Source organism: Rhodococcus sp. NPDC047139 (genome assembly GCF_040643435.1).
Taxonomy (GTDB): Bacteria; Actinomycetota; Actinomycetes; order Mycobacteriales; family Mycobacteriaceae; genus Rhodococcus.
Genome location: NZ_JBEYUH010000020.1, coordinates 26,090 through 44,603 on the forward strand (window position 1 = coordinate 26,090; position 18,514 = coordinate 44,603).

13 protein-coding genes and 1 pseudogene are annotated in these 18,514 nt (G+C 67.0%); 7 read left to right on the forward strand and 7 right to left on the reverse strand.

Annotated elements, in window-relative coordinates:
* The first annotated feature begins 70 nt into the window (after positions 1–70).
* The gene (locus tag ABZ789_RS20215) at positions 71–1,477 is read left to right on the forward strand and encodes an Hsp70 family protein (protein ID WP_358427591.1); all 1,407 of its coding nucleotides are present in this window, start codon (positions 71–73) and stop codon (positions 1,475–1,477) included.
* Between the two features lies 1 nt (position 1,478).
* On the opposite strand, the gene ABZ789_RS20220 is transcribed toward ABZ789_RS20215, so the two are convergent.
* Positions 1,479–2,759: a YibE/F family protein gene (locus ABZ789_RS20220; RefSeq protein ID WP_358427594.1), complete on the reverse strand. Its 1,281-nt coding sequence runs from the start codon at positions 2,757–2,759 to the stop codon at positions 1,479–1,481.
* A 313-nt stretch (positions 2,760–3,072) separates the two neighbouring features.
* A complete protein-coding gene (locus ABZ789_RS20225; RefSeq protein ID WP_358427597.1) occupies positions 3,073–4,329 on the reverse strand; it encodes a pyridoxal phosphate-dependent aminotransferase in 1,257 nt (418 codons plus the stop codon).
* Between the two features lie 166 nt (positions 4,330–4,495).
* Here ABZ789_RS20225 and ABZ789_RS20230 point away from each other — a divergent pair, with 166 nt between their 5' ends.
* The 3 genes from ABZ789_RS20230 (at position 4,496) to ABZ789_RS20240 (ending at position 7,146) form a co-directional block, all read left to right on the forward strand.
* Positions 4,496–4,699 carry a cold-shock protein gene (locus ABZ789_RS20230; RefSeq protein ID WP_016695928.1) on the forward strand — a complete coding sequence of 68 codons (204 nt, stop codon included), beginning with the start codon at positions 4,496–4,498 and terminating at the stop codon, positions 4,697–4,699.
* Between the two features lie 217 nt (positions 4,700–4,916).
* Positions 4,917–6,089 (forward strand): alkane 1-monooxygenase, encoded by a 1,173-nt coding sequence (locus ABZ789_RS20235; RefSeq protein WP_358427600.1) that lies wholly within the window; start codon positions 4,917–4,919, stop codon positions 6,087–6,089.
* Positions 6,090–6,186: 97 nt separating this feature from the next.
* Positions 6,187–7,146 (forward strand): type IV toxin-antitoxin system AbiEi family antitoxin domain-containing protein, encoded by a 960-nt coding sequence (locus ABZ789_RS20240; protein ID WP_358427603.1) that lies wholly within the window; start codon positions 6,187–6,189, stop codon positions 7,144–7,146.
* Positions 7,147–7,207: 61 nt separating this feature from the next.
* Here ABZ789_RS20240 and ABZ789_RS20245 read toward each other — a convergent pair whose 3' ends face one another.
* Positions 7,208–10,399, reverse strand: coding sequence for a (Fe-S)-binding protein (locus ABZ789_RS20245; RefSeq protein WP_358427606.1), 3,192 nt, complete (start codon positions 10,397–10,399; stop codon positions 7,208–7,210).
* Between the two features lie 432 nt (positions 10,400–10,831).
* Between ABZ789_RS20245 and ABZ789_RS20250 the strand changes: the two genes are divergently transcribed.
* Positions 10,832–11,530 (forward strand): ammonium transporter, encoded by a 699-nt coding sequence (locus ABZ789_RS20250; RefSeq protein WP_358427609.1) that lies wholly within the window; start codon positions 10,832–10,834, stop codon positions 11,528–11,530.
* 336 nt (positions 11,531–11,866) lie between these two features.
* Here the strand turns inward: ABZ789_RS20250 and ABZ789_RS20255 are convergent, their stop codons facing one another.
* The 4 genes and pseudogenes from ABZ789_RS20255 to ABZ789_RS20270 all read right to left on the reverse strand — a co-directional run.
* Positions 11,867–13,174 carry a S1 family peptidase gene (locus tag ABZ789_RS20255; RefSeq protein WP_358427611.1) on the reverse strand — a complete coding sequence of 436 codons (1,308 nt, stop codon included), beginning with the start codon at positions 13,172–13,174 and terminating at the stop codon, positions 11,867–11,869.
* A gap of 170 nt (positions 13,175–13,344) precedes the next feature.
* Positions 13,345–14,676, reverse strand: coding sequence for a S1 family peptidase (locus tag ABZ789_RS20260; protein ID WP_358427614.1), 1,332 nt, complete (start codon positions 14,674–14,676; stop codon positions 13,345–13,347).
* A 136-nt stretch (positions 14,677–14,812) separates the two neighbouring features.
* The gene (locus ABZ789_RS20265) at positions 14,813–16,390 is read right to left on the reverse strand and encodes a hypothetical protein (protein WP_358427617.1); all 1,578 of its coding nucleotides are present in this window, start codon (positions 16,388–16,390) and stop codon (positions 14,813–14,815) included.
* Positions 16,381–16,566 (reverse strand): annotated as a pseudogene (locus tag ABZ789_RS20270) (hypothetical protein); the annotation flags it as partial. The gene ABZ789_RS20265 and the pseudogene ABZ789_RS20270, both read right to left, overlap by 10 nt.
* Before the next feature lie 124 nt (positions 16,567–16,690).
* Between ABZ789_RS20270 and ABZ789_RS20275 the strand changes: the two are divergent.
* A complete protein-coding gene (locus ABZ789_RS20275) occupies positions 16,691–17,500 on the forward strand; it encodes a mycofactocin-coupled SDR family oxidoreductase (RefSeq protein WP_358427620.1) in 810 nt (269 codons plus the stop codon).
* Positions 17,500–18,333 (forward strand): mycofactocin-coupled SDR family oxidoreductase, encoded by an 834-nt coding sequence (locus ABZ789_RS20280; RefSeq protein ID WP_358427623.1) that lies wholly within the window; start codon positions 17,500–17,502, stop codon positions 18,331–18,333. The genes ABZ789_RS20275 and ABZ789_RS20280 overlap by 1 nt, the downstream gene beginning before the upstream one ends.
* Positions 18,334–18,514 lie beyond the last annotated feature (181 nt).

Here is an 18,514-nt window from a genome sequence, read left to right on the forward strand (position 1 = left end):
ACGATCGTCGAGGATTCCGGGCGCCGGGGGAAGCTGACGCGGCTGGCGCAACCAACGTCGAAGGCGGCTGATGAGTTCGATTCTCGGTGTGACCGTGGGGGAGAGCGCCGTTCGGGTGGTACGGCCGGTGGACCGCACGAGCCCGTCCGCAGGCTTCCAGTTCCAGGTGGTCGAGACGGGCAAGGACGAACCCGCGCGACTGGCGGCCGGTACCCTCGGAGTGCTCTTCCAGACCGGTGTCGCAGGTGATCCCATCGAGCGTGTCGGCCTGGTCTATCGCGACCAGTCCCAGGCCGATCGCCTGCGTGCCGCGATGGCGGCCGAAGGCATCGACCGGTACGTGCTCGTGTCCGAACCCGAAGCCGCGGTGACCTACCTGCAGGCCACCGGAGAACTCGGCAGCAACACCGCAGTCTTCTACGACCTCGGCGACGCCGGGCTCACCGTCACCGTCGTCGACCTCGTCACCCGTGAAGTGCTCGCCGAACGCACCGACAGCATCGGCGGCCGGGTGTTCGACAACGTCATCCGCGACCACCAGCTCGACTCCAACGGAGTGTGGCGCCCCGACGACCCTGCCACCGACGACGAGCTGTCGGCGCAGTGCCGCGAGGCCAAGGAGAAGCTGTCCGAGAGCCACACCGTGGCGGTGCCCGGCGCCGCCGGGCTGGTGCTGATGTCGCGCGAGACCTTCGATCCGCTCATCTCGCAGTGCGTCGAGTCGTCGGCCCAATTCGTGCACCAGGTGATCTCCCGTGCCGGTCGCAACCCCGAAGCGGTGGTGCTGCTCGGCGGCGGCGCGCACATCCCGCTGGTGCAGGAGGTGCTGCGCTCGTGGCTCGGGCTGCCCCTGGTGGTCCCACACGAACCCGAACTCGTGCTCGCCAAGGGCGGAGCGATACTCGCTGCGAAACCCCCGAGCTCGCAGCCGGTGAGTACGCTCACCCGCATCGTGCCGGGTCGGCCCTCGTCGACCACCGCCGACACCGAGCAGATTCCGGTCGTCACCGCCACTCGCTCGCCGGGTGCAACCGCCGGTACGGACTCCGGCGACGGTCAGAAGCCGTGGTGGTCGTCGTTGGCGAGCCGTGGCCCGACCGTCAGCGGCAAGCAGATCTCCGGTGCCGGTCTCGCGGGCACGGCTCTCGCGGTGGTCGCGGTGATCGGGGTGGCGCTGAGCACCGGGCTCACCGGTGCATCCGCCGACGGAACGAGCCCCACCCAGTCGTACGTACCGTCGACGAGCAGTGCACCGCGCCCGAGTCCCGCTCCCGCCGTGGCGCCCACCCAGGTCACCACGACCACCGAGACCCCGGAACCCGAGCCGACGACCTATTCGCCGCGCCCGGTTCCGCCGGCACCCGAGCCGTCGCCGCCCCCGCCGCCGACCATTCCGGGTCTCGGGGTGCCGGTGCCGACCCTGCCGCCGCTGCCGACCATCGAACTGCCGCAGCTGCCGCCGATCCGTCTGCCCTGAGCTACGCCCGGCGGGCGTGCCGGCCCTGCGGTTGCTGCGGCGGTACGTCGGCTCGCGCCAGGACCGCGGCGATCGCGGTGGTGAGCGGCACCGACAGCGTCAGCGCGATGCCGCCGACGCACGCGCGGACCAGCTCGATGGCCACTGCGTCACTGGTGATCACATCGGTGATCGAGCGCCCTGCCACGGAGAACAGCAGCAGCAGCGGCAACGCGCCACCCGCGTACGCCAGGACGAGGGTGTAGACGGTGCTGGCGATGTGGTCGCGTCCCACCCGCATCGCCGCGGAGAAGATGTTCCGCCGCGACGAGTCCGGGTCCAGCGCGGCGAGTTCGAACGCCGACGACGCCTGCGTGATGGTGACGTCGTTGAGCACACCGAGCGAACCGATGATGAAACCGGCCAGCAGCAGTCCCGAGATCGACACGTGCCCGATGTACAACTGCACGTTGGTGTTCTGTTCCTCCGACAGCCCGGTCAGGTGCGTCATCCGGATCGTCGCGTACGACAGCAGCGCTGCGAGGGCCATCGACGCAAGAGTGCCCAGCAGTGCCGAACTCGTTCGCAGATTCACACCGTGCGCCAGATACAGCACGGCGTAGAGGATCAGAGAACCGCCTACCAGCGCGACCGGCACTGCGGGCCGGCCGTCCAGCAACGCGGGGAGCATGAACACCACAAGAATGCCGAACGCGATACCGAGGCCGATCAGGGCCCGCAGACCGCGCCACCGGGCGATCGCGACCACGACGATCGCGAACGCCGCGACCACGAGCGCCAGCGGGAAGCCGCGGGCGTAGTCGTAGAAGGAATACTGGGTGACGCCCGCCGGATCGGTCTGACGGACGATCCGGATCTCGTCCCCGGCCTTCAGCTCGGGCTGGCCCGGCCCCGGAATCACCTCGAGGAGCGTTCGGGCGCCTTCGTCGGGGCCGGACTCGATGGCGACGATGCTTCGCTCACATTCGAAGGCCCCGGTCGCGGGAGGTGACGGTTCGCCGGTGAATACCCGGCCGAAGGAGGTGCTCCCGCACGGCCCCGGTCCCTGCTCCACGACCGTTCCGGCCTCGGTGACGACCGCGCCGCCACCGGTGGTCTGGAAAGGCGCGGGAATGTCCACGGCGCGGCTACTCGGCCACAGTAGGGCGGTGCCGATCAGTACCGCGATGCCGATTGCGGTCAGCAGACCGACGACGATCTTCGCGGCGATCGGCCCCAAAGGGACAGGACCTTCGGAATGTCCGTGTCCGTGACCGTGCCCATGTCCGTAGTTCACTCGCACAGGCTAGCCAGAAACGGGCGAAGAGTTGGGCTGGTGGTGGCGGGGAGCAGGGGGGGTGTCCCCGCCACCGTCACCTGACCTCGCACAGGGGGGATGGCGAACGGTCAGGGAGCCCGGCACTAACAGTGCCATAAGACAAATTACTTGCTCCGGCCCCGACTTGGGGAGATGCGGTTGTGTGGCGATGGTCACCAATGTGACAAATCGACCGCTCGGGAAGGTCTCTTGGGCCTGTTAACAGGGACTTTAGTCCTAAAGAAACCAAGATCACTTTTCGGCAACAATTTCTTTCCCGCGCCGGAACGCCCTTTTTCTACTGTTTGTAGGACGACAGGAAGTTTCCGATCCGCTCGATCGCCACCGCCAGATCGCGTGCCCACGGCAACGTGACGATCCGCAGATGGTCGTGGTTCGGCCAATTGAAGCCTGTGCCCTGGGTGACGAGGATGCGCTCCTGCAGCAGCAGATCTTGCACGAGCTTCTCGTCGTTGCGGATGTCGTAGACCTCCGGATCCAGGCGCGGGAAGGCGTAGAGCGCACCGCGTGGCTTGACGCAGCTCACGCCCGGAATGGCGTTGAGTCGCTCCCACGCCACGTCACGCTGCTCGAGCAATCGTCCGCCGGGCAGAACCAGGTCGTCGATGCTCTGGTACCCCCCGAGCGCTACCTGGATCGCGTGCTGAGCCGGCACGTTGGGGCACAACCGTGTGGAGGCCAGCAGGTCGATGCCCTCCAGGAAGCCCGCCGCGTGCTCCTTCGGGCCGGTGATGACCATCCACCCCGACCGGTAGCCGGCGACCCGGTAGGCCTTCGACAGACCGTTGTAGGTCAGGCAGAGCAGGTCGGGAGCGAGAGAGGCGAGGGAGATGTGCTTGGCGTCGTCGTACAGGATCTTGTCGTAGATCTCGTCGGCCAGCAGCAGCAGCTGGTGCTTACGGGCCAGCCGGACGACCTCCTCGAGCACCTCATGCGAATAGACGGCACCCGTGGGGTTGTTCGGGTTGATCACGACGATCGCCTTGGTGCGTTCGGTGATCTTGGACTCGATATCCTCGATATCCGGATTCCAGTCGTTGGACTCGTCGCACAGATAGTGCACCGGTGTGCCACCCGCGAGCGAGGTCATCGCCGTCCACAACGGATAGTCGGGTGCCGGGATGAGCACCTCGTCGCCGTCGTCGAGCAGCGCCTGCATGGTCATGGTGATGAGCTCGGAGACGCCGTTGCCCAGGTAGACGTCGTTGATGTCGAACTTGGGGAAGTTCGGCACGAGTTCGTAGCGTGTGACGATCGCGCGTCGCGCGGAGGCGATGCCCTTGGACTCCGAGTAGCCCTGCGCGTGCGGCAGCGACGCGATCATGTCCTGCACGATCGTGTCGGGCGCCTCGAACCCGAAGGGCGCAGGGTTGCCGATGTTGAGCTTGAGGATGCGATGCCCCTCGGCCTCGAGTCGCGCAGCGTGGGCGTGCACCGGCCCGCGGATCTCGTAGAGCACGTTCTGGAGCTTCGACGACTGCTCGAGCCGACGGCTGATCGGGTGGTGAAGGTGGCCTTGCTCCTCGGTAGTCACGGCTTACATGGTGCCACCGTGGTGCAACACGATTTCATCCGCATTTTGTCGGGGGTGGTAACGAGTCGGGAAACAAGACGCGACGAATGTCCGGATCAGTGCGATGATCGAGGTCCATCTAGGCCGCACGTCGGGGTGACGTGGGGGAATGCAAGGAGCAAGTGGTATGGCGCAGGGCACTGTCAAGTGGTTCAACGCGGAAAAGGGCTTCGGTTTCATCGAGCAGGATGGTGGGGGAGCAGACGTTTTCGTTCACTACTCCGAAATCCAGGGGTCGGGCTTCAAGACCCTCGATGAGGGAGCACGAGTCGAATTCGAGATCGGCCAGGGCCAGAAGGGCCCGCAGGCTCAGGGCGTGCGCACCATCTAGGTCGCACCCTTTCGAGAGTTCCGCGTACGGCGGCGTCGCACTTCGGTGCGACGCCGCCGTCGTATACCGATACGTGGGCGTTGTGTCGTCCACCACGCAGATTGGGTTACCCGCTGGTACGGGCCGCCTTGTAAGGTGTAGCCGGTCGGGGGTGACAGTTGTTTTCCGGTGCGAGACAAGTGCCGGCCCGTTTTGCTTGGCTGGGGGAAATGGCGTAGTGGATTCGGTGACTCTCCGCGACCGGACGTACGGTGGATGGACCGACCCCAAGCGGCATCTGTGGTTGTACGGGCTCGTCATCCCTCTGAGCCCCTTCATCGCCTACCTGCTCGTCGAGTTCTTCCGCCTCGGCGTCTTCTGGGCCACCGGTGCGCTGGTGATCGCGGTCGTCTGTCCGCTCGTCGATGCTCTCGCGCGCCTCGACACGAGCAACCCACCCGAGGTCGTCATGAAGTCCCTCGAGGACGACCGGTACTACCGCTACTGCACCTACCTGTATCTACCGCTGCAATATGCGGGCCTGGTGTTCGGTTGCTGGATGTGGGTCTCGCAACCCATGGGTGGCGCCGAGCGGTTCGCGATGGCCGCTACGCTCGGCATCGTCGGCGGAGTCGGCATCAATGCGGCGCACGAACTCGGGCACAAGCGCACGACCATCGAGCGACGGCTTGCGAAAATCGCGCTGGCTCAATCCTTCTACGGCCACTTCTACGTCGAACACAACCGCGGTCATCACGCGCGCGTCGCGACGCCCGAAGATCCCGCCACCGCCCGGATGGGCGAGAGCTACTGGTGGTTCCTGCCCCGCTCGGTGTTCGGCAGCCTCAGGTCGGCGATCCGGTACGAGAAGGGCCGGCTGGACCGTCGCGGCAAGTCGTTCTGGAACCTGCGGCACAACGACATCCTGAACGCATGGGCGCTGAGCGTCGCGCTCTACGCCGCTCTCATCGCAGCGTTCGGCTGGTCCATCGCACCGTGGCTGGTCGTGCAGGCGGCGATGGCGATCATGTTCCTCGAAGGCGCCAACTATCTCGAGCACTACGGGCTGCTGCGCGACAAGCGTGAGGACGGCAGCTACGAACGCGTCCGGCCCGAGCACAGCTGGAACAGCAACCACGTGTGCTCCAACCTCTTCCTCTACAACCTGCAGCGGCACAGCGACCATCACGCCAATCCGCTGCGGCGCTATCAGACGCTGCGCTCGATGCCGCAGGCGCCGCAGCTGCCTGCCGGATACGCGGTGCTGATCATCCTGGCTCTGTTTCCGCCGTTGTGGCGGCGCATCATGGACCCCAGGCTTCTCGAGCACTACGGCCACGATTTCTCGCGGATCAACGTACACCCGTCCAAACGCAAGTCCGTGCTCGCGCGTTATGCGCGCGCAGCGTAGATCGCAGTAGTCCACAGGCCGCCCGCTCATCCCCAGATCGGCGGCAGCGGGCCACGCGGGCCCGATTGCGCCGCTCGAGTGGGCGACGCTGTGCGGCATGGGGGAGATCATTCGCCGCAGCGAGGCGATCCGACGGGGCGTGACGCCCTCCGAGATTCGACGCTTCGTGCGCATCGGTACATGGACGCGCCTGTCACCGGGGATCTACGTGCCCGCCGCCTCCTACGAGAGGTCGGACGACCGAACCCGGCATGCCTACCGGGCGCGTGCCGCGTCGGCGAATGCTGTGAAGGAAAGCGCGCTCAGCCACGTCTCGGCAGCGGTCCTGCACGGCCTCGAGACATGGCAGTTGCCGCTCGATGCCGTGCATCTGACACGCAACCGGACCGGCGGGGCGACGACGAGCACCGCACGCGTGCTGCACTCCTCGCGATTCGGTGAGGACGAGGTCGTCGAAATCGGTGGTGTACGGGTACTGAATGTCGCGCGGACGGTCGTCGATCTGGCCGCCACCGTGCCGTTCGAGCACGCTGTGGTCGTCGGCGACCACGCGCTACGCAACGGTCTGGTGACCGCCGAGGAGTTGTGTGTTGCCCTCGAACGGATGGGGCGCCATCCGGGACGTGCCCGCGCGACCCGCGCGGTCTGCTTCATGAACGATCGCAGCGACAGTGTCGGCGAGTCGCGCAGCCGCGTGCTGATGGTGCGCGAACAGTTGCCGATACCCCGAACGCAGGTCGACGTGTTCGACGCAACCGGCAAGTGGCTCGCGCGAGTGGACTTCCTCCTGCCCGAACACGGCGTCATCGGGGAGTTCGACGGGCGGGTCAAATACCGCCGCGACGGGCTCGCGTCGACGGACGCCGAAGACGTGGTGTTCCGGGAGAAGTTGCGCGAGGACGCGCTTCGTCGTGCCGGCTGGGTCGTCGTTCGATGGACGTGGGCAGATCTGCAGACGCCTGGGGAGGTCGCGGGTCGGATCCGCGAGGCGATCGACCTGGCGGCACGGTCGGCTGAGCCGACAGGAGAGTGGGTAGTGCGGAAGCTCGCAAGGTAGCAGAAAAGCTCGCAGCCCCAGTGACTGGTCACTGGGGCTGCGAGCTTTGTTTCAGCCCTGCTTACTTGCGGCCAGGTGCCTTGGCGCCGGGCTTGAAGCCGAGCGCGCCCGGCTTCGCCTTCGGTGCCTCCGGTTCCGGCTTCGCCGCGGCCTTGGGGGCCTCGGGCTCAGCAGGAGCCTCCGCGACCGCCTCGGGCTCCGCCGGAGCCTCGGCAACCGGCTCGGGCTCGGCTGCCGGCTTCGCGGGAGCGGCCGGCGCAGCCTTCTTCGCGCCGGGACCCTTCAGGCCGCTCTTGAGCTGCAATCCGCCCGGCTTGGCCTTCGGGATCGCGGCCTCCTTCGGCTGCTCCGCAGGAGCCTCGGCCGCAGGTGCTTCGGCAGCAGGAGCCTCGGCGGGTGCTTCGGCAGCGGGAGCAGCAGGTGCCGCTGGAGCTGCCTTCTTGGCGCCGGGGCCCTTCAGGCCGCTCTTGAGCTGCAGTCCGCCCGGCTTGGCCTTGGGCACTGCCGGTGCCTCGGCCGGTTCCGCTGCGGGCGCTGCCGGGGCTTCGGAGGCAGCAGGTGCGGCCGGCTTCGCGGCGCCCGGAGCCTTCGCGCCCGGAGCCTTGAGGCCGCCCTTCATCTGCAGTCCGCCCGGCTTGGCCTTCGGTGCTGCCGGTGCCTCGGCTGCGGGAGCCTCGGACGACGCCGCAGGTGCGGCCGGAGCCGCCGCCTTCTTCGCGCCCGGCCCCTTCAGGCCGCCCTTCATCTGCAACCCGCCCGGCTTCGCCTTCGGAGCAGCGGGAGCCGCGGGGGCCTCAGCCGTCTCGGCTGCCGGAGCCTTCGCGCCACCGGGAGCCTTCGCGCCCGGAGCCTTGAGGCCGCCCTTCATCTGCAGACCGCCGGCCTTCGGCGCGCCCGTGGTCTTGGGAGCCGCAGGCGTTGCCGCCGCGACCTCGACCTCCTCGACACGCTCCTTCTCGACCTCTTCGGCGGTCTCTTCGACCTCGACCGGAGTCTTCGGCTGCTGAACGACCTTGAGGTTGTCGCTGAGCTTCGCGGCCTCGACGCGCGAGATGGACTCGAGCATGAGCTGCGCGACGTCGATGACCTCGACGCCCTCGCCCTTGCCCTCTTCCTGACGCGCGGTGACACCGTCGGTGAGCATGACGCGGCAGAACGGGCAGCCCGTCGCGATCTTGGCGGGGTTGGTGGTGAGCGCTTCGTCGACGCGGTCGATGTTGATGCGCTTACCGATCTTCTCCTCCATCCACATGCGGGCGCCACCGGCACCACAGCACATGGACCGCTCGCCGTGACGCGGCATCTCGACGAGCTTCGCGCCCGACGCCGCCATCAGCTCACGCGGAGCGTTGTAGACCTTGTTGTGCCGTCCGAGGAAGCAGGGGTCGTGGTAGGTCACGTCCTGGCCGACGGCCTTGACCTGGACCAGCTTCTTCGCGCGCACCAGACGGTTGAGCAGCTGCGTGTGGTGGACGACCTCGTAGCTGCCCCCGACCTGCGGGTACTCGTTGTTCAGGGCGTTGAAGCAGTGCGCACACGTGACGACGATCTTGCGCTTGCTCGGCTCGACACCCTCGAACACGCCGTTGAGGACCTCGATGTTCTGCTGCGCCAGCTGCTGGAACAGGAACTCGTTGCCCGCGCGGCGAGCCGAGTCGCCGGTGCAGGTCTCCTCGGCACCGAGGACCATGAACTTCACGCCGGCGGTCGCGAGGAGTTCGGCGACGGCCTTGGTGGTCTTCTTCGCGCGGTCCTCGTAGGCACCGGCACAGCCGACCCAGAAGAGGTACTCGTAGCCGTCGAAGCTGTCGGCATCCTGGCCGAAGACCGGGATGTCGAACTCCATCTCGTTGATCCAGTTGAGACGGTCCTTGGCGTTCTGGCCCCAGGGGTTGCCCTTGTTCTCGAGGTTCTTGAACAGACCCGCGAGCTCGGACGGGAAGTCCGACTCGATGAGCACCTGGTAGCGGCGCATGTCGATGATGTGGTCGACGTGCTCGATGTCCACCGGGCACTGCTCGACGCACGCACCACAGTTGGTGCACGACCACAGGGTCTCGGTGTCGATGACGGGAGCGAGCTCGCCGCCGTCGACCAGCGCCTCGGTCTCGCCGACGAGCTTGCGGCCGGCTTCCTCACGCGCCGAGGCCGGGATCTTCGCGAGCTTGGACTCGTCCGGGTTGCCTTCGGCGTCGACCAGTCCGACCTCGTCGCCACCGATGTCGGTGCGACCACCGGCGAGCAGATATGGGGCCTTCGCATAGCCGTGGTCACGCAGCGACGTGATGAGCAGCTTCGGCGACAGCGGCTTGCCGGTGTTCCAGGCGGGGCACTGCGACTGGCAGCGACCGCACTCGGTGCAGGTCGTGAAGTCGAGCCAGCCCTTCCAGGTGAAGTCCTCGATGCGACCGGCACCGAAGGTGTCCTTGTCGGGGTCGGCGTCTTCCATGTCGACGGGCTTGCCGCCGGACATCATCGGGCGTGCGGCGCCGAGGGCGGGACCGCCGTCGTCCTCACGCTTGAAGTAGATGTTGAAGAACGCCGAGAAGCGGTGCCATGCGACACCCCAGGTGATGTTGCGCCCCACGATGTAGAGCCACACCATGCCCGACATGAGCTTGACGAACGCGAAGACCGACACCAGTTCGGGGCTCGCGGGCAGGAGCTTGGCGACCTGCATGGTGAAGAAGTCGGTTGAAAGGTGGCCGCCGCCGTAGGTGGCGATCTTGCCGGCCTTCACCAGGATCATGCCCAGGCCCTCGAGCAGCACGACCGTCTCGACGAAGTAGGCGGCCTTGAAGTTCGAGCCGCTGAAGCGCGACATCCGGCCGGGCTGACGCGGATGGTTGCGCTGGCGGATGACGATCAGCACCAGGATGCCGACCACCGTGCCGATGCCGAGAATCTCGTCGATGAAGTGGTAGACGGCAGTGTTGCCGATGATGGGCCAGTGGAACTTCGGGTCGAAGGTCTGGCCGTAGGCTTCGAACCAGACGATCGCGCCGAGCATGAAGCCGACCATCACCAGCCAGTGCGCCCAGCCGACGGTTCGGAACTTGACCATCTTCGTGTGCGCGAGGAATTCGACGACCATCTGCTTGAAGCGCGGGAAGAACGGCCGCCAACGATCCGGGGCCGGCTGGCCGACCCGGATCGTATTGACCATCTTCAGCGCGCCGCTGATGAACGCGAACCAACACACGAGGCTCAGCAGCACGCCGATCGTGCCCAACGTAATCGTCAGGGCATTCATACGTGGCCTTTCGTGTCGGGGGCGGCTTCGTGCCGCCTGGTATAAGTCTCCGCATCGTAACGCACGATAAGTTACCCGTCAGTAACTTGGTCTGAACTGGGGTTACCGGCGGGTAGTGAGATCCGGCTCGGATCGGAGACGGTGTGCCCGGACACGCTATCGGTCAAACGCGACGGTCCCGGCATTCAGGATGTCCTAACCTGCGGCCGGGGCTTATATCACGGAAATATAACGGTCCTCGTTCACGGGGCACGGCGACGTGGCGATTCGGGCAAAAGGGTATAACGCTCCGGATGTGATTTCGGTTATGATTCGCCCGGTACATGGGGTTCGCATGTGGGCTGTTTGCGTCGGGGGACGTAGAACTCCAGCCGATTCAGCAAAATGGGGGGCGTCCTGACGGGCGTGCGCCATGTCACAGAACGGAAAAGGATGAAGCTCAAGAAGCTTACCGCTGTGGCGACGATGACGATCGCCGCCATGGGCATCACGGCCGGCGCTTCGTACGCCGCTCCGGCTGCATCTGATGAAGACATCATCAACTACGAGGTCCGTCCCGAAGGTGAGTCCATCGAGACCGTCATCGATGCGGGTCAGTTCCGGATCTCGGGTGACGGCGAAAGCGTCGAACTGCAGGACGACAACGGCAACACCGTTCTCAGCCTGCCTCTCGCGATCCAGCTCGGAGATCTGCAGCTCCCCTTCGAGCGCGAGATCAGCGAAGACGGCAAGACCCTCACCCTCACCCCGCCGACGGATCTGAACAAGGCCGTTCCGGTGGCTCCGGAGGACAAGGTCGGCCCGTCGATCACTCCGGTGGCACTGAAGCTGTCCGACGTGGCGTCTCCCGAAGAGAACATGAAGGCGCAGCAGAACTTCGTGTCGCAGCTGGGGATGGCCACCGCTATCGGCACCGTCGCAGGTGCGATCATCGGCTGCATCGTCGGAGCGACGGTCGGTCTGGTCGGCACTATCCCCGGTGCGATCGGCGGATGTGTGGTCGGAGCAGGCGGTGGTGGAACCATCGGTGCGTTCGTCGCCGGCGGCCCGACGGCCGTGATCGCGGGTATCGCAGTGGTCCAGGACCTGCTGGCTCCTCCGGGAACCACGCAGTGGGCACAGGGCAAGTAGCAGTAGAACCACGACAGCCCCGCCGTCCGAAAGGGTGGCGGGGCTGTTTCGTGTGCGGCTCAGGGCGCGAGGAAGAGCCTGATGAGGTTCCACATCACCTGCTGATCGGTCAGCAGCACCACGGCGCTCCCCGCCAGTGACAATCCGAGCACTTCGTTCTCCTCTGTCTTTCGTGTGTCCTGCGGTCGGCCCCTCGAGGTCGACCGGCCGGGTGAGCCTAGCTCGAATCGATCTTGATCCCGCTGGGCACCCCGGAAGGGAGCGCAACGACGGAGATACGACGAGGCCCGGCTTCCGAATGCGGAAGGCCGGGCCTCGTCGTTCGTGGAGTGTGTCCTACCAGGTGCGGACCTTCAGGCCCGGGTTCTCCGCCAGGATGGACTTGATCGGCGTGGCGAACAGTTCGGGGGTCTCACCGAGCAGGCCGCTGACGAAGCCGGCGATCTCGCACATGCCGTACTGGCCGACGTTGGAGGCGCTGGAGATGCCGAGGGCCAGGGTGCCGGTGACGAGAGTGCCGCCGCTGTCGCCCTGCAGGGCGCACAGGTTGGTGGAGAAGCCGTTCTCGAGCACCCGGTGCCCGATCTCGACGTTCTGGTCGGCGGCCGTCACGACACCACAGCTGTAGCCGGTGCGCAGACCCGACTTGCACACAGGGGTTCCGACGACGGGATCCGCAACGCCCGTGATGGGAAGCGGGGCGGCCAGCGGGACGCGCACGCCGTTGTTCTGGAAACGGCCTGCGGCTTCGGGGGTCGGACGGATCAGCGCGTAGTCGCTACCGTCGAGCACCGTCTTCTCGAACGAACCGAGGTGCTGGCCGAGCGCGTCGCCGATGAGCTGGTGGACCTCCGCGGCCCACCGGGTGCCGGCCTGCGCACGGTTGGGGTCGCAGTGCCCTGCGGTGATGTTCACGGGACGTCCGCTGCCGTCCTCGGCGTTGAATCCGAGCGAGCAGCGCAGTCCCGTGCCGGCGCCGAGAGAGGCGTAGGCGTCTCCACCGAACAGTGCGTCGGGGGCTGCGATACCGCCGGCGATGGGCTGCAGGTCGGTCGCGCCTTCCGGGGTCAGCTCGCTGGGAGCGAACAGCACCCGCACACCGTCGAGGAACTCGGGAAGCTCGATGCCTGCGACGTTGTCGGCACGCACGACGACGTCGTTGTTGACCACGTCGATCGCGATGCCACGGATGACATCGGCGACGGCGGGCGGTTGCGTCTCGAGCCAGTCGCCCAGTGCGCCGAGTTGCTCTTCGAGAGCGTCCTCGCTGCGCTGGGTCTCGGCGACGGTGAATCCGGCATCCTCGGCGGCTGCGCGGGCTTCGTCGAAGTCGTCACCATCGGTGAGACCGACGGTGGGGGTTCCCTTGTCGTCCAGCCACACACCGGAGAAGACGGCCGCGAACTGCTCGCGTGCCTTCTCGGCGAAGGCGGCGAGTTCCTGGCTGCGCTGTGCGTCGGTGAGGAAGCGCTCGGCGTCGATCTGGAGGTCGCGTTGCAACGCCTCGACGAGTTCCGCCGGCAGCGCAGTGGCCTGCGTGGGTGCGGTCTCGGGTTCGGCCTGTGCGACTGCGGCGGCAGGCCCGAGGAGCAGCAGAGCGGCCGAACCGATGACGGCCGTCCGACGTGCGAAGGTGCGTCGCATGGATACCTTTCTTGTTCCTTCACGGGCTTGCGCACGCGAAGGCGCCGTCCCCCGCGGATCGGCGTCCGTCCGATCCTAAGGGGTAAGGCGGGAAGTACATAGGCACTTCCCGGTTACGTGTGGGACTCGTGTTACTTCTGTGACGACGAGCGTCGCGGGCGATCCCGGCGTTATGCCGGGTTCGCCGAGGTGCGCACGCGCGTGCCGGTCGCACTCTCGATCTCCTGGACGGGGATGCCCAGGCTGGAGGTGCCACCGTTGGGCGCGAGCACCAGGTTGGCCTCGACACAGTTCGGGGCGCCCGCACTGTTTGAACCGCTGATCACGCCGAGTGCGAGCGTGCCGGTGACGATCGCGCCACCGCTGTCACCCGCAAGGGTGCACGCCGACGTCGCGAAGCCGCGGATCGTGCTCGAGAACCCCGATTCGTAGGTGAGCTGGGTTTCGATGCGGTCGGCGACGACGAGGCCGCACGTGAACGACGACGACTGTCCCGACTTGCAGACGGGCGCTCCGACGACCGGAACAGCCGTGCCCGTGACGGTGAGGGTCGAGCCGTTACCACCGCGGACCACAGGGCGGTCGAGGCCGGCCTCGACGCCGGCCTTGTCGAACATGACGATCCCGTAGTCGAGAGTGCTGTCGGTGCCTACGGTGGAGTCGGTGAACTTGCCGATCCGGACGCTGTCGTCGATGTTCGCCTGGTTGGGCAGGTAGACCGTCGAACCACCGTCGTCGCGAGACACCGCGTCGCAGTGACCGGCGGTGAGGTTGACGGCGTTACCGTCCGCGTCGACCCCGTTGAAGCCGAACGAGCAGATGCCGATGCGCTCGATGCGCGTGGTGCGTACGTCGCCGTCGGCCGTGATGTAGGTGTCGCCACCCATCGGTGCCGGATCGTTCGGCGGCATGCCCGGCGACAGTTGCACCTGCACGTTCGCGACGAGCGAGGGGAGGTTCAGTGCTCGACCGACCGGCGAATTCACGATGTCGAGAACGATCTGGTTGTTGAGCACGTCGATCGACGTGGAGTTGATCTGTGACGACACCTCACGCGGAAGTCCCGCCACCCAGCGGTTCAGTTCGGCGAGTGCCTGCTCGAGTCCGTCGGCCGACACCGGTGCCACCGTCGCGTGGTAGCCGTCCTGGGCTGCGGCCTCCGCGGCTTCGCGGTTCGTCACGGCGATGACGGGCTTGCCGTCCTTACCCAGCCAGGCACCCGCGAAATCGGAGGGGCGCTCGGAGCGGAAGTCGCGAGCGTAGTCGCCGAGTTCCTGCGCGCGGGCAGCGCGGTCGAGGTATTCCTCCGGGGTCAGACCCAGATCGCGCTGGATCGCCTCGACGAGTTCGGCGGGGAGTTCAGGAGCAGGCAACTGTTCGGCGGGCGCGGCGCTCGCGGTCGAACTCAGAGGCACCGCCAGCAGAACCGCAGAAGCCGCTGCGACGGCGACGCGGCGGGTAGTGGACCGGACGGCGGCGCGCGACGCCGAAGAGAGACGCATGGAGGCCTTTCATGTGTGCTCGATGTGCTCTGAACAGGTTCGTCGAAGATCAAAAAGCCGAACCGCGAGACAGCCTACGGGACGACCGGCCGGTCTCCGATAGTGCCGTAGGTCACCAGTTGGATACCCACTCTGTCTAGTTCGGGGTCTCAGTTTCCGGGGGCTCCGAGGAGGTCGGATCCGGACTCTCGGGAGGCTCCGCCGTGGGTTCGACGGTCGACGGCGGCGCAGTCGTGGTCGTGCTGCTGCTTCCTCCCCTGTCGCGTCCACCGGAGGACTCGTCGGGCTGGTTTCGCCGCGACCAGCTCGTGCTCGACGGGGTCGAGGACGAACTCGAGGTGTCGGAGGTGCTCGAGCCGGGAGAGGACGACGAGGAGGACTGCCGACTCGTACCGGTCGTGGGATCCACCCAGGTCTGTTGCACGGACGGAGGTGCGACCGGCACCGCCTGCTCCACCGTCGACGACTCACTCGACGTCGTACTCGTCTCTGTGGAGCTGCGCGGCGCCGAGGCAGGACTCGACTTCGTTGAGGTCGTCGCGGGTGCGGTGGAAGGCTCGATCGTCTGTGTACCGGCGGTGGCCGTGGGGGAATCCCGCATGGTGAACACCAGAACACCGACTCCGACGAGCAGCGCGACGGCCGCGGCCGCCGCGATGGCGGTGATCTTGGGCGAACGGCGCGCCGGGGTCTCCTCGACGGAAGGATCTGCGGCGGCCGCCACGGCTGCGACAGTCGCCTTCGGCGCGGCGGGGGAGGAGGTGTCGCCCCCGCGAGTGGGCGTGCCTCCCGGTGGGGGCGTCGTCGTGATCTTCGCGATCACAGCGGTGATCTCGGGGTCGATTTCGCTGCGTCGGGGTTCGGCGAGCTTGGCGGTCGGAAGGATCTGCGTCGAACCGAGGAGCTCCACCGAGCCGGCCGCAGCGGCGAGAGCAGCGCCCCGCACCATCGTCTGATGCGGCTGAGGTGCCAGAGCGCACCGGATGCCGAGACCGCTCTTCACGGACTGCGAGACGAGTTGCGCGGCGCTCGGATCGACCGCTTCGTCGGTTGTCACGACGATCGCGTCGAGGTTGCTCACGAGCCAGCCGAACGCACCGAGGGCCGTCGAGAGCTGGGCTGCGACCGACGGGGCATCACCCTCGGAGAAGCGGAACGCCTTACCTGCCGCGACCCCCGACCGCACGAGCGTGACCGTCGAGCCCTGCGGGTCTATGTGGTAGACGGCGAGCAGCCGTCCCGACTGGTGAGCGACCTGCGATTCGAACCACGCGGCAGCGGCCTCGGCGTCGGAGATGAGCGAGACGTGGCGCAATCCCACGTAGTCGAGGGCGTTGCGAAGCACCGCGACCGTCGAGCTCGGCCAGTCGGTGGGGTGTGTCGCGACCGCTGTGTACGGGGCGTCGCCGATGACGGTGGCCGCATCGGCGAGGAGGCACTCCATGGCTGTCGCGACCAGATCCTCGGCGCGAGAGAGCGAACCGTCGTTGGCGCGGACTCCAGCGGAGTGTCCGAGCCGGTCGACGAAACCCGTGAAGGAGCTGGTGTGCCCGTCGATGACGTCGTGGTCGCCCAGCGTCGCGGTGCCGTCGGAATGCAGGTGGACCGCGGTGAATCGTTCGATCGGCGCAGGGTCCGGACGTCCGGGCGTCGGTGAGGTGACCGCAACCGACGACACGGTGGTCCCCACCCTCAGGCCTACGCCTACGGACATGCCGGCTTCCTCCATTCCGGTCGGAGCGTGACGGGTACATCTGGGCCGTGCACCCTTCGTCCCCCGGACGAAGACAGGCGCTTCGAGCGGGAATCGGCACCTGCATCGGCGCCGATACGGGCGACATGATGTTCCACGGTCTTCGCGGAAATGTACAGGTGGTTTCGGGCTTCGCGTAGGTGAGGACGGAAACGGGCAGGTCGACCACCGGACGTGTTTCCCGCCATACGGGAGAGTTCTCCCGAGGTCGGCCCACCGATCGCTAGCGTCGCGGCACGTCACGGCGAAAGGAAGCGGACCATGACACGAATGGCGGGAAAGATCGTGCTGATCACGGGTGCCGGGGGAGGACTCGGGCGCTCGTGCGCGACGCGACTGGCCGAGGAGGGCGCCGACATCCTCGCTCTGGATCTGCCGGGTGCATCCACGGAGACGGAACTGGCCGAGACCGCCCGGCTGGTCCGGAAGACCGGGCGCAGGATCGTCACCGGGACAGCGGACGTGCGCGACTTCGACCGGGTGGCCGCGGCGGTGCGGGAGGGCGTAGCCGAACTCGGGCCGCTCGACGTCGTGGTCGCCAACGCAGGAATCAGCGACAATCCCGGATCGTCGTGGGAGATCGACGACGAGATCTGGAACCGGTCGATCGACGTGAATCTCACCGGTACGTGGCACACCGTCAAGGCCGGTGTCGCCGAGCTGAATCCCGCAGGTGGGTCGGTGATCATCGTCAGTTCCACCGCAGCGATCAAGGCGGTGCCGGGCGCGTCGCACTATTCGGCGGCGAAGCACGCGGTCACCGGGTTGGCGAAGACACTTGCGAACGAACTGGGGCCGCAGTCGATCCGCGTCAACACGATTCATCCGGGCGCGGCGGCGACGCCCATGACGCTCAATCCCGTAACCTTCGCCCGGCTACGCCCGGACCTCGAGGCCCCCACCGCGGCCGACGCCGCGCAGGTTCTCGCGGCGAAGACTCTCCTGCCCGTGCCGTGGGTCGAGCCGATCGACGTGAGCAATGCGGTGCTGTTCCTGGCGTCCGACGAATCCCGCTATGTCACCGGCCTGCAGATGGTCGTCGACGCCGGCCTGACTCAGAAGGTGGCGTGATGAGCGGGCGTCTCGAGGGCAAGGTCGCGCTCGTCACCGGTGCGGCGCGCGGGATGGGCCGGGCCCAGGCCGTGCGGTTCGCCGAGGAAGGTGCGGACATCATCGCCGTCGACGTGTGCTCGCCGGTGGAGCACGCGACCACTCCCGGAGCCTCGCCCGAGGATCTTGCCGAGACCGTGCGGCTGGTGAGATCGCTCGGCCGGGAGATCTGTGCCTTCGAAGTGGACGTGCGCGAGCAACCGTCGCTGGACGACGCAGTGTCGCAGGGCGTCGCGTCGCTCGGCCGTCTCGACGTCGTCTGCGCGACGGCGGGGATCAGTTCGTCGGGCTGGACAGCGAAGATGGACGCCGACCGCTGGCAGACCATGCTCGACGTCAACCTCACCGGGGTGTGGCGCACGTGCAAGGCGGCTATTCCACACCTTCTGGACGGGGGTCGCGGTGGCTCGATCGTGCTGATCAGTTCGATCGCCGGCCTGCGGGGGCTTGTGAGTGTCGGTCACTACACCGCCGCCAAGCACGGCGTGGTGGGCCTCATGAAGTCGCTCGCGAACGAGCTTGCGCCGCACAGTATCCGGGTCAACACGATTCACCCTGCCAACACTCGCACCCGGATGGTCGACAACCCCGCGACGATGAGGACGTTCTGCCCGGGAGTCGAGAACCCGACCCGGGAGCAGTTCGAGACGGCGCTGCAATCGATGCATCTCCTGCCGGTCGCACTGATCGAACCCGAGGACATCGCGAACGCGAGCCTCTTCCTCGCCTCCGACGAGTCCCGCTACATCACCGGGGTCACGCTGCCTGTCGACGCCGGCCACTGCGTCAAGTAACAGCGCGTCGTGCGATCGGAAGCTCTGTCGAGCGCGGGGTTGTGCCCGAACGGCGTGTGCGAAGGATGCAACCGGGTTCGATCCGCGAAAGCCGGAGACGTGCCGAAAGCCGAGCGCTCGTGCTCGGCTTTCGGCTTGTCGGCCCGGCGCCTCCGGCCACACTCGGGAGGTGCAGGGCCTC

Coding starts and splice junctions, on each gene's coding strand:
- ABZ789_RS20280 (WP_358427623.1), top strand. CDS start 17,500: ATGAGCGGGCGTCTCGAGGGCAAGGTCGCGCTCGTCACCGGTGCGGCG.
- ABZ789_RS20245 (WP_358427606.1), bottom strand. CDS start 10,399: ATGAATGCCCTGACGATTACGTTGGGCACGATCGGCGTGCTGCTGAGC.
- ABZ789_RS20215 (WP_358427591.1), top strand. CDS start 71: ATGAGTTCGATTCTCGGTGTGACCGTGGGGGAGAGCGCCGTTCGGGTG.
- ABZ789_RS20240 (WP_358427603.1), top strand. CDS start 6,187: ATGGGGGAGATCATTCGCCGCAGCGAGGCGATCCGACGGGGCGTGACG.
- ABZ789_RS20250 (WP_358427609.1), top strand. CDS start 10,832: ATGAAGCTCAAGAAGCTTACCGCTGTGGCGACGATGACGATCGCCGCC.
- ABZ789_RS20275 (WP_358427620.1), top strand. CDS start 16,691: ATGACACGAATGGCGGGAAAGATCGTGCTGATCACGGGTGCCGGGGGA.
- ABZ789_RS20265 (WP_358427617.1), bottom strand. CDS start 16,390: ATGTCCGTAGGCGTAGGCCTGAGGGTGGGGACCACCGTGTCGTCGGTT.
- ABZ789_RS20230 (WP_016695928.1), top strand. CDS start 4,496: ATGGCGCAGGGCACTGTCAAGTGGTTCAACGCGGAAAAGGGCTTCGGT.
- ABZ789_RS20255 (WP_358427611.1), bottom strand. CDS start 13,174: ATGCGACGCACCTTCGCACGTCGGACGGCCGTCATCGGTTCGGCCGCT.
- ABZ789_RS20260 (WP_358427614.1), bottom strand. CDS start 14,676: ATGCGTCTCTCTTCGGCGTCGCGCGCCGCCGTCCGGTCCACTACCCGC.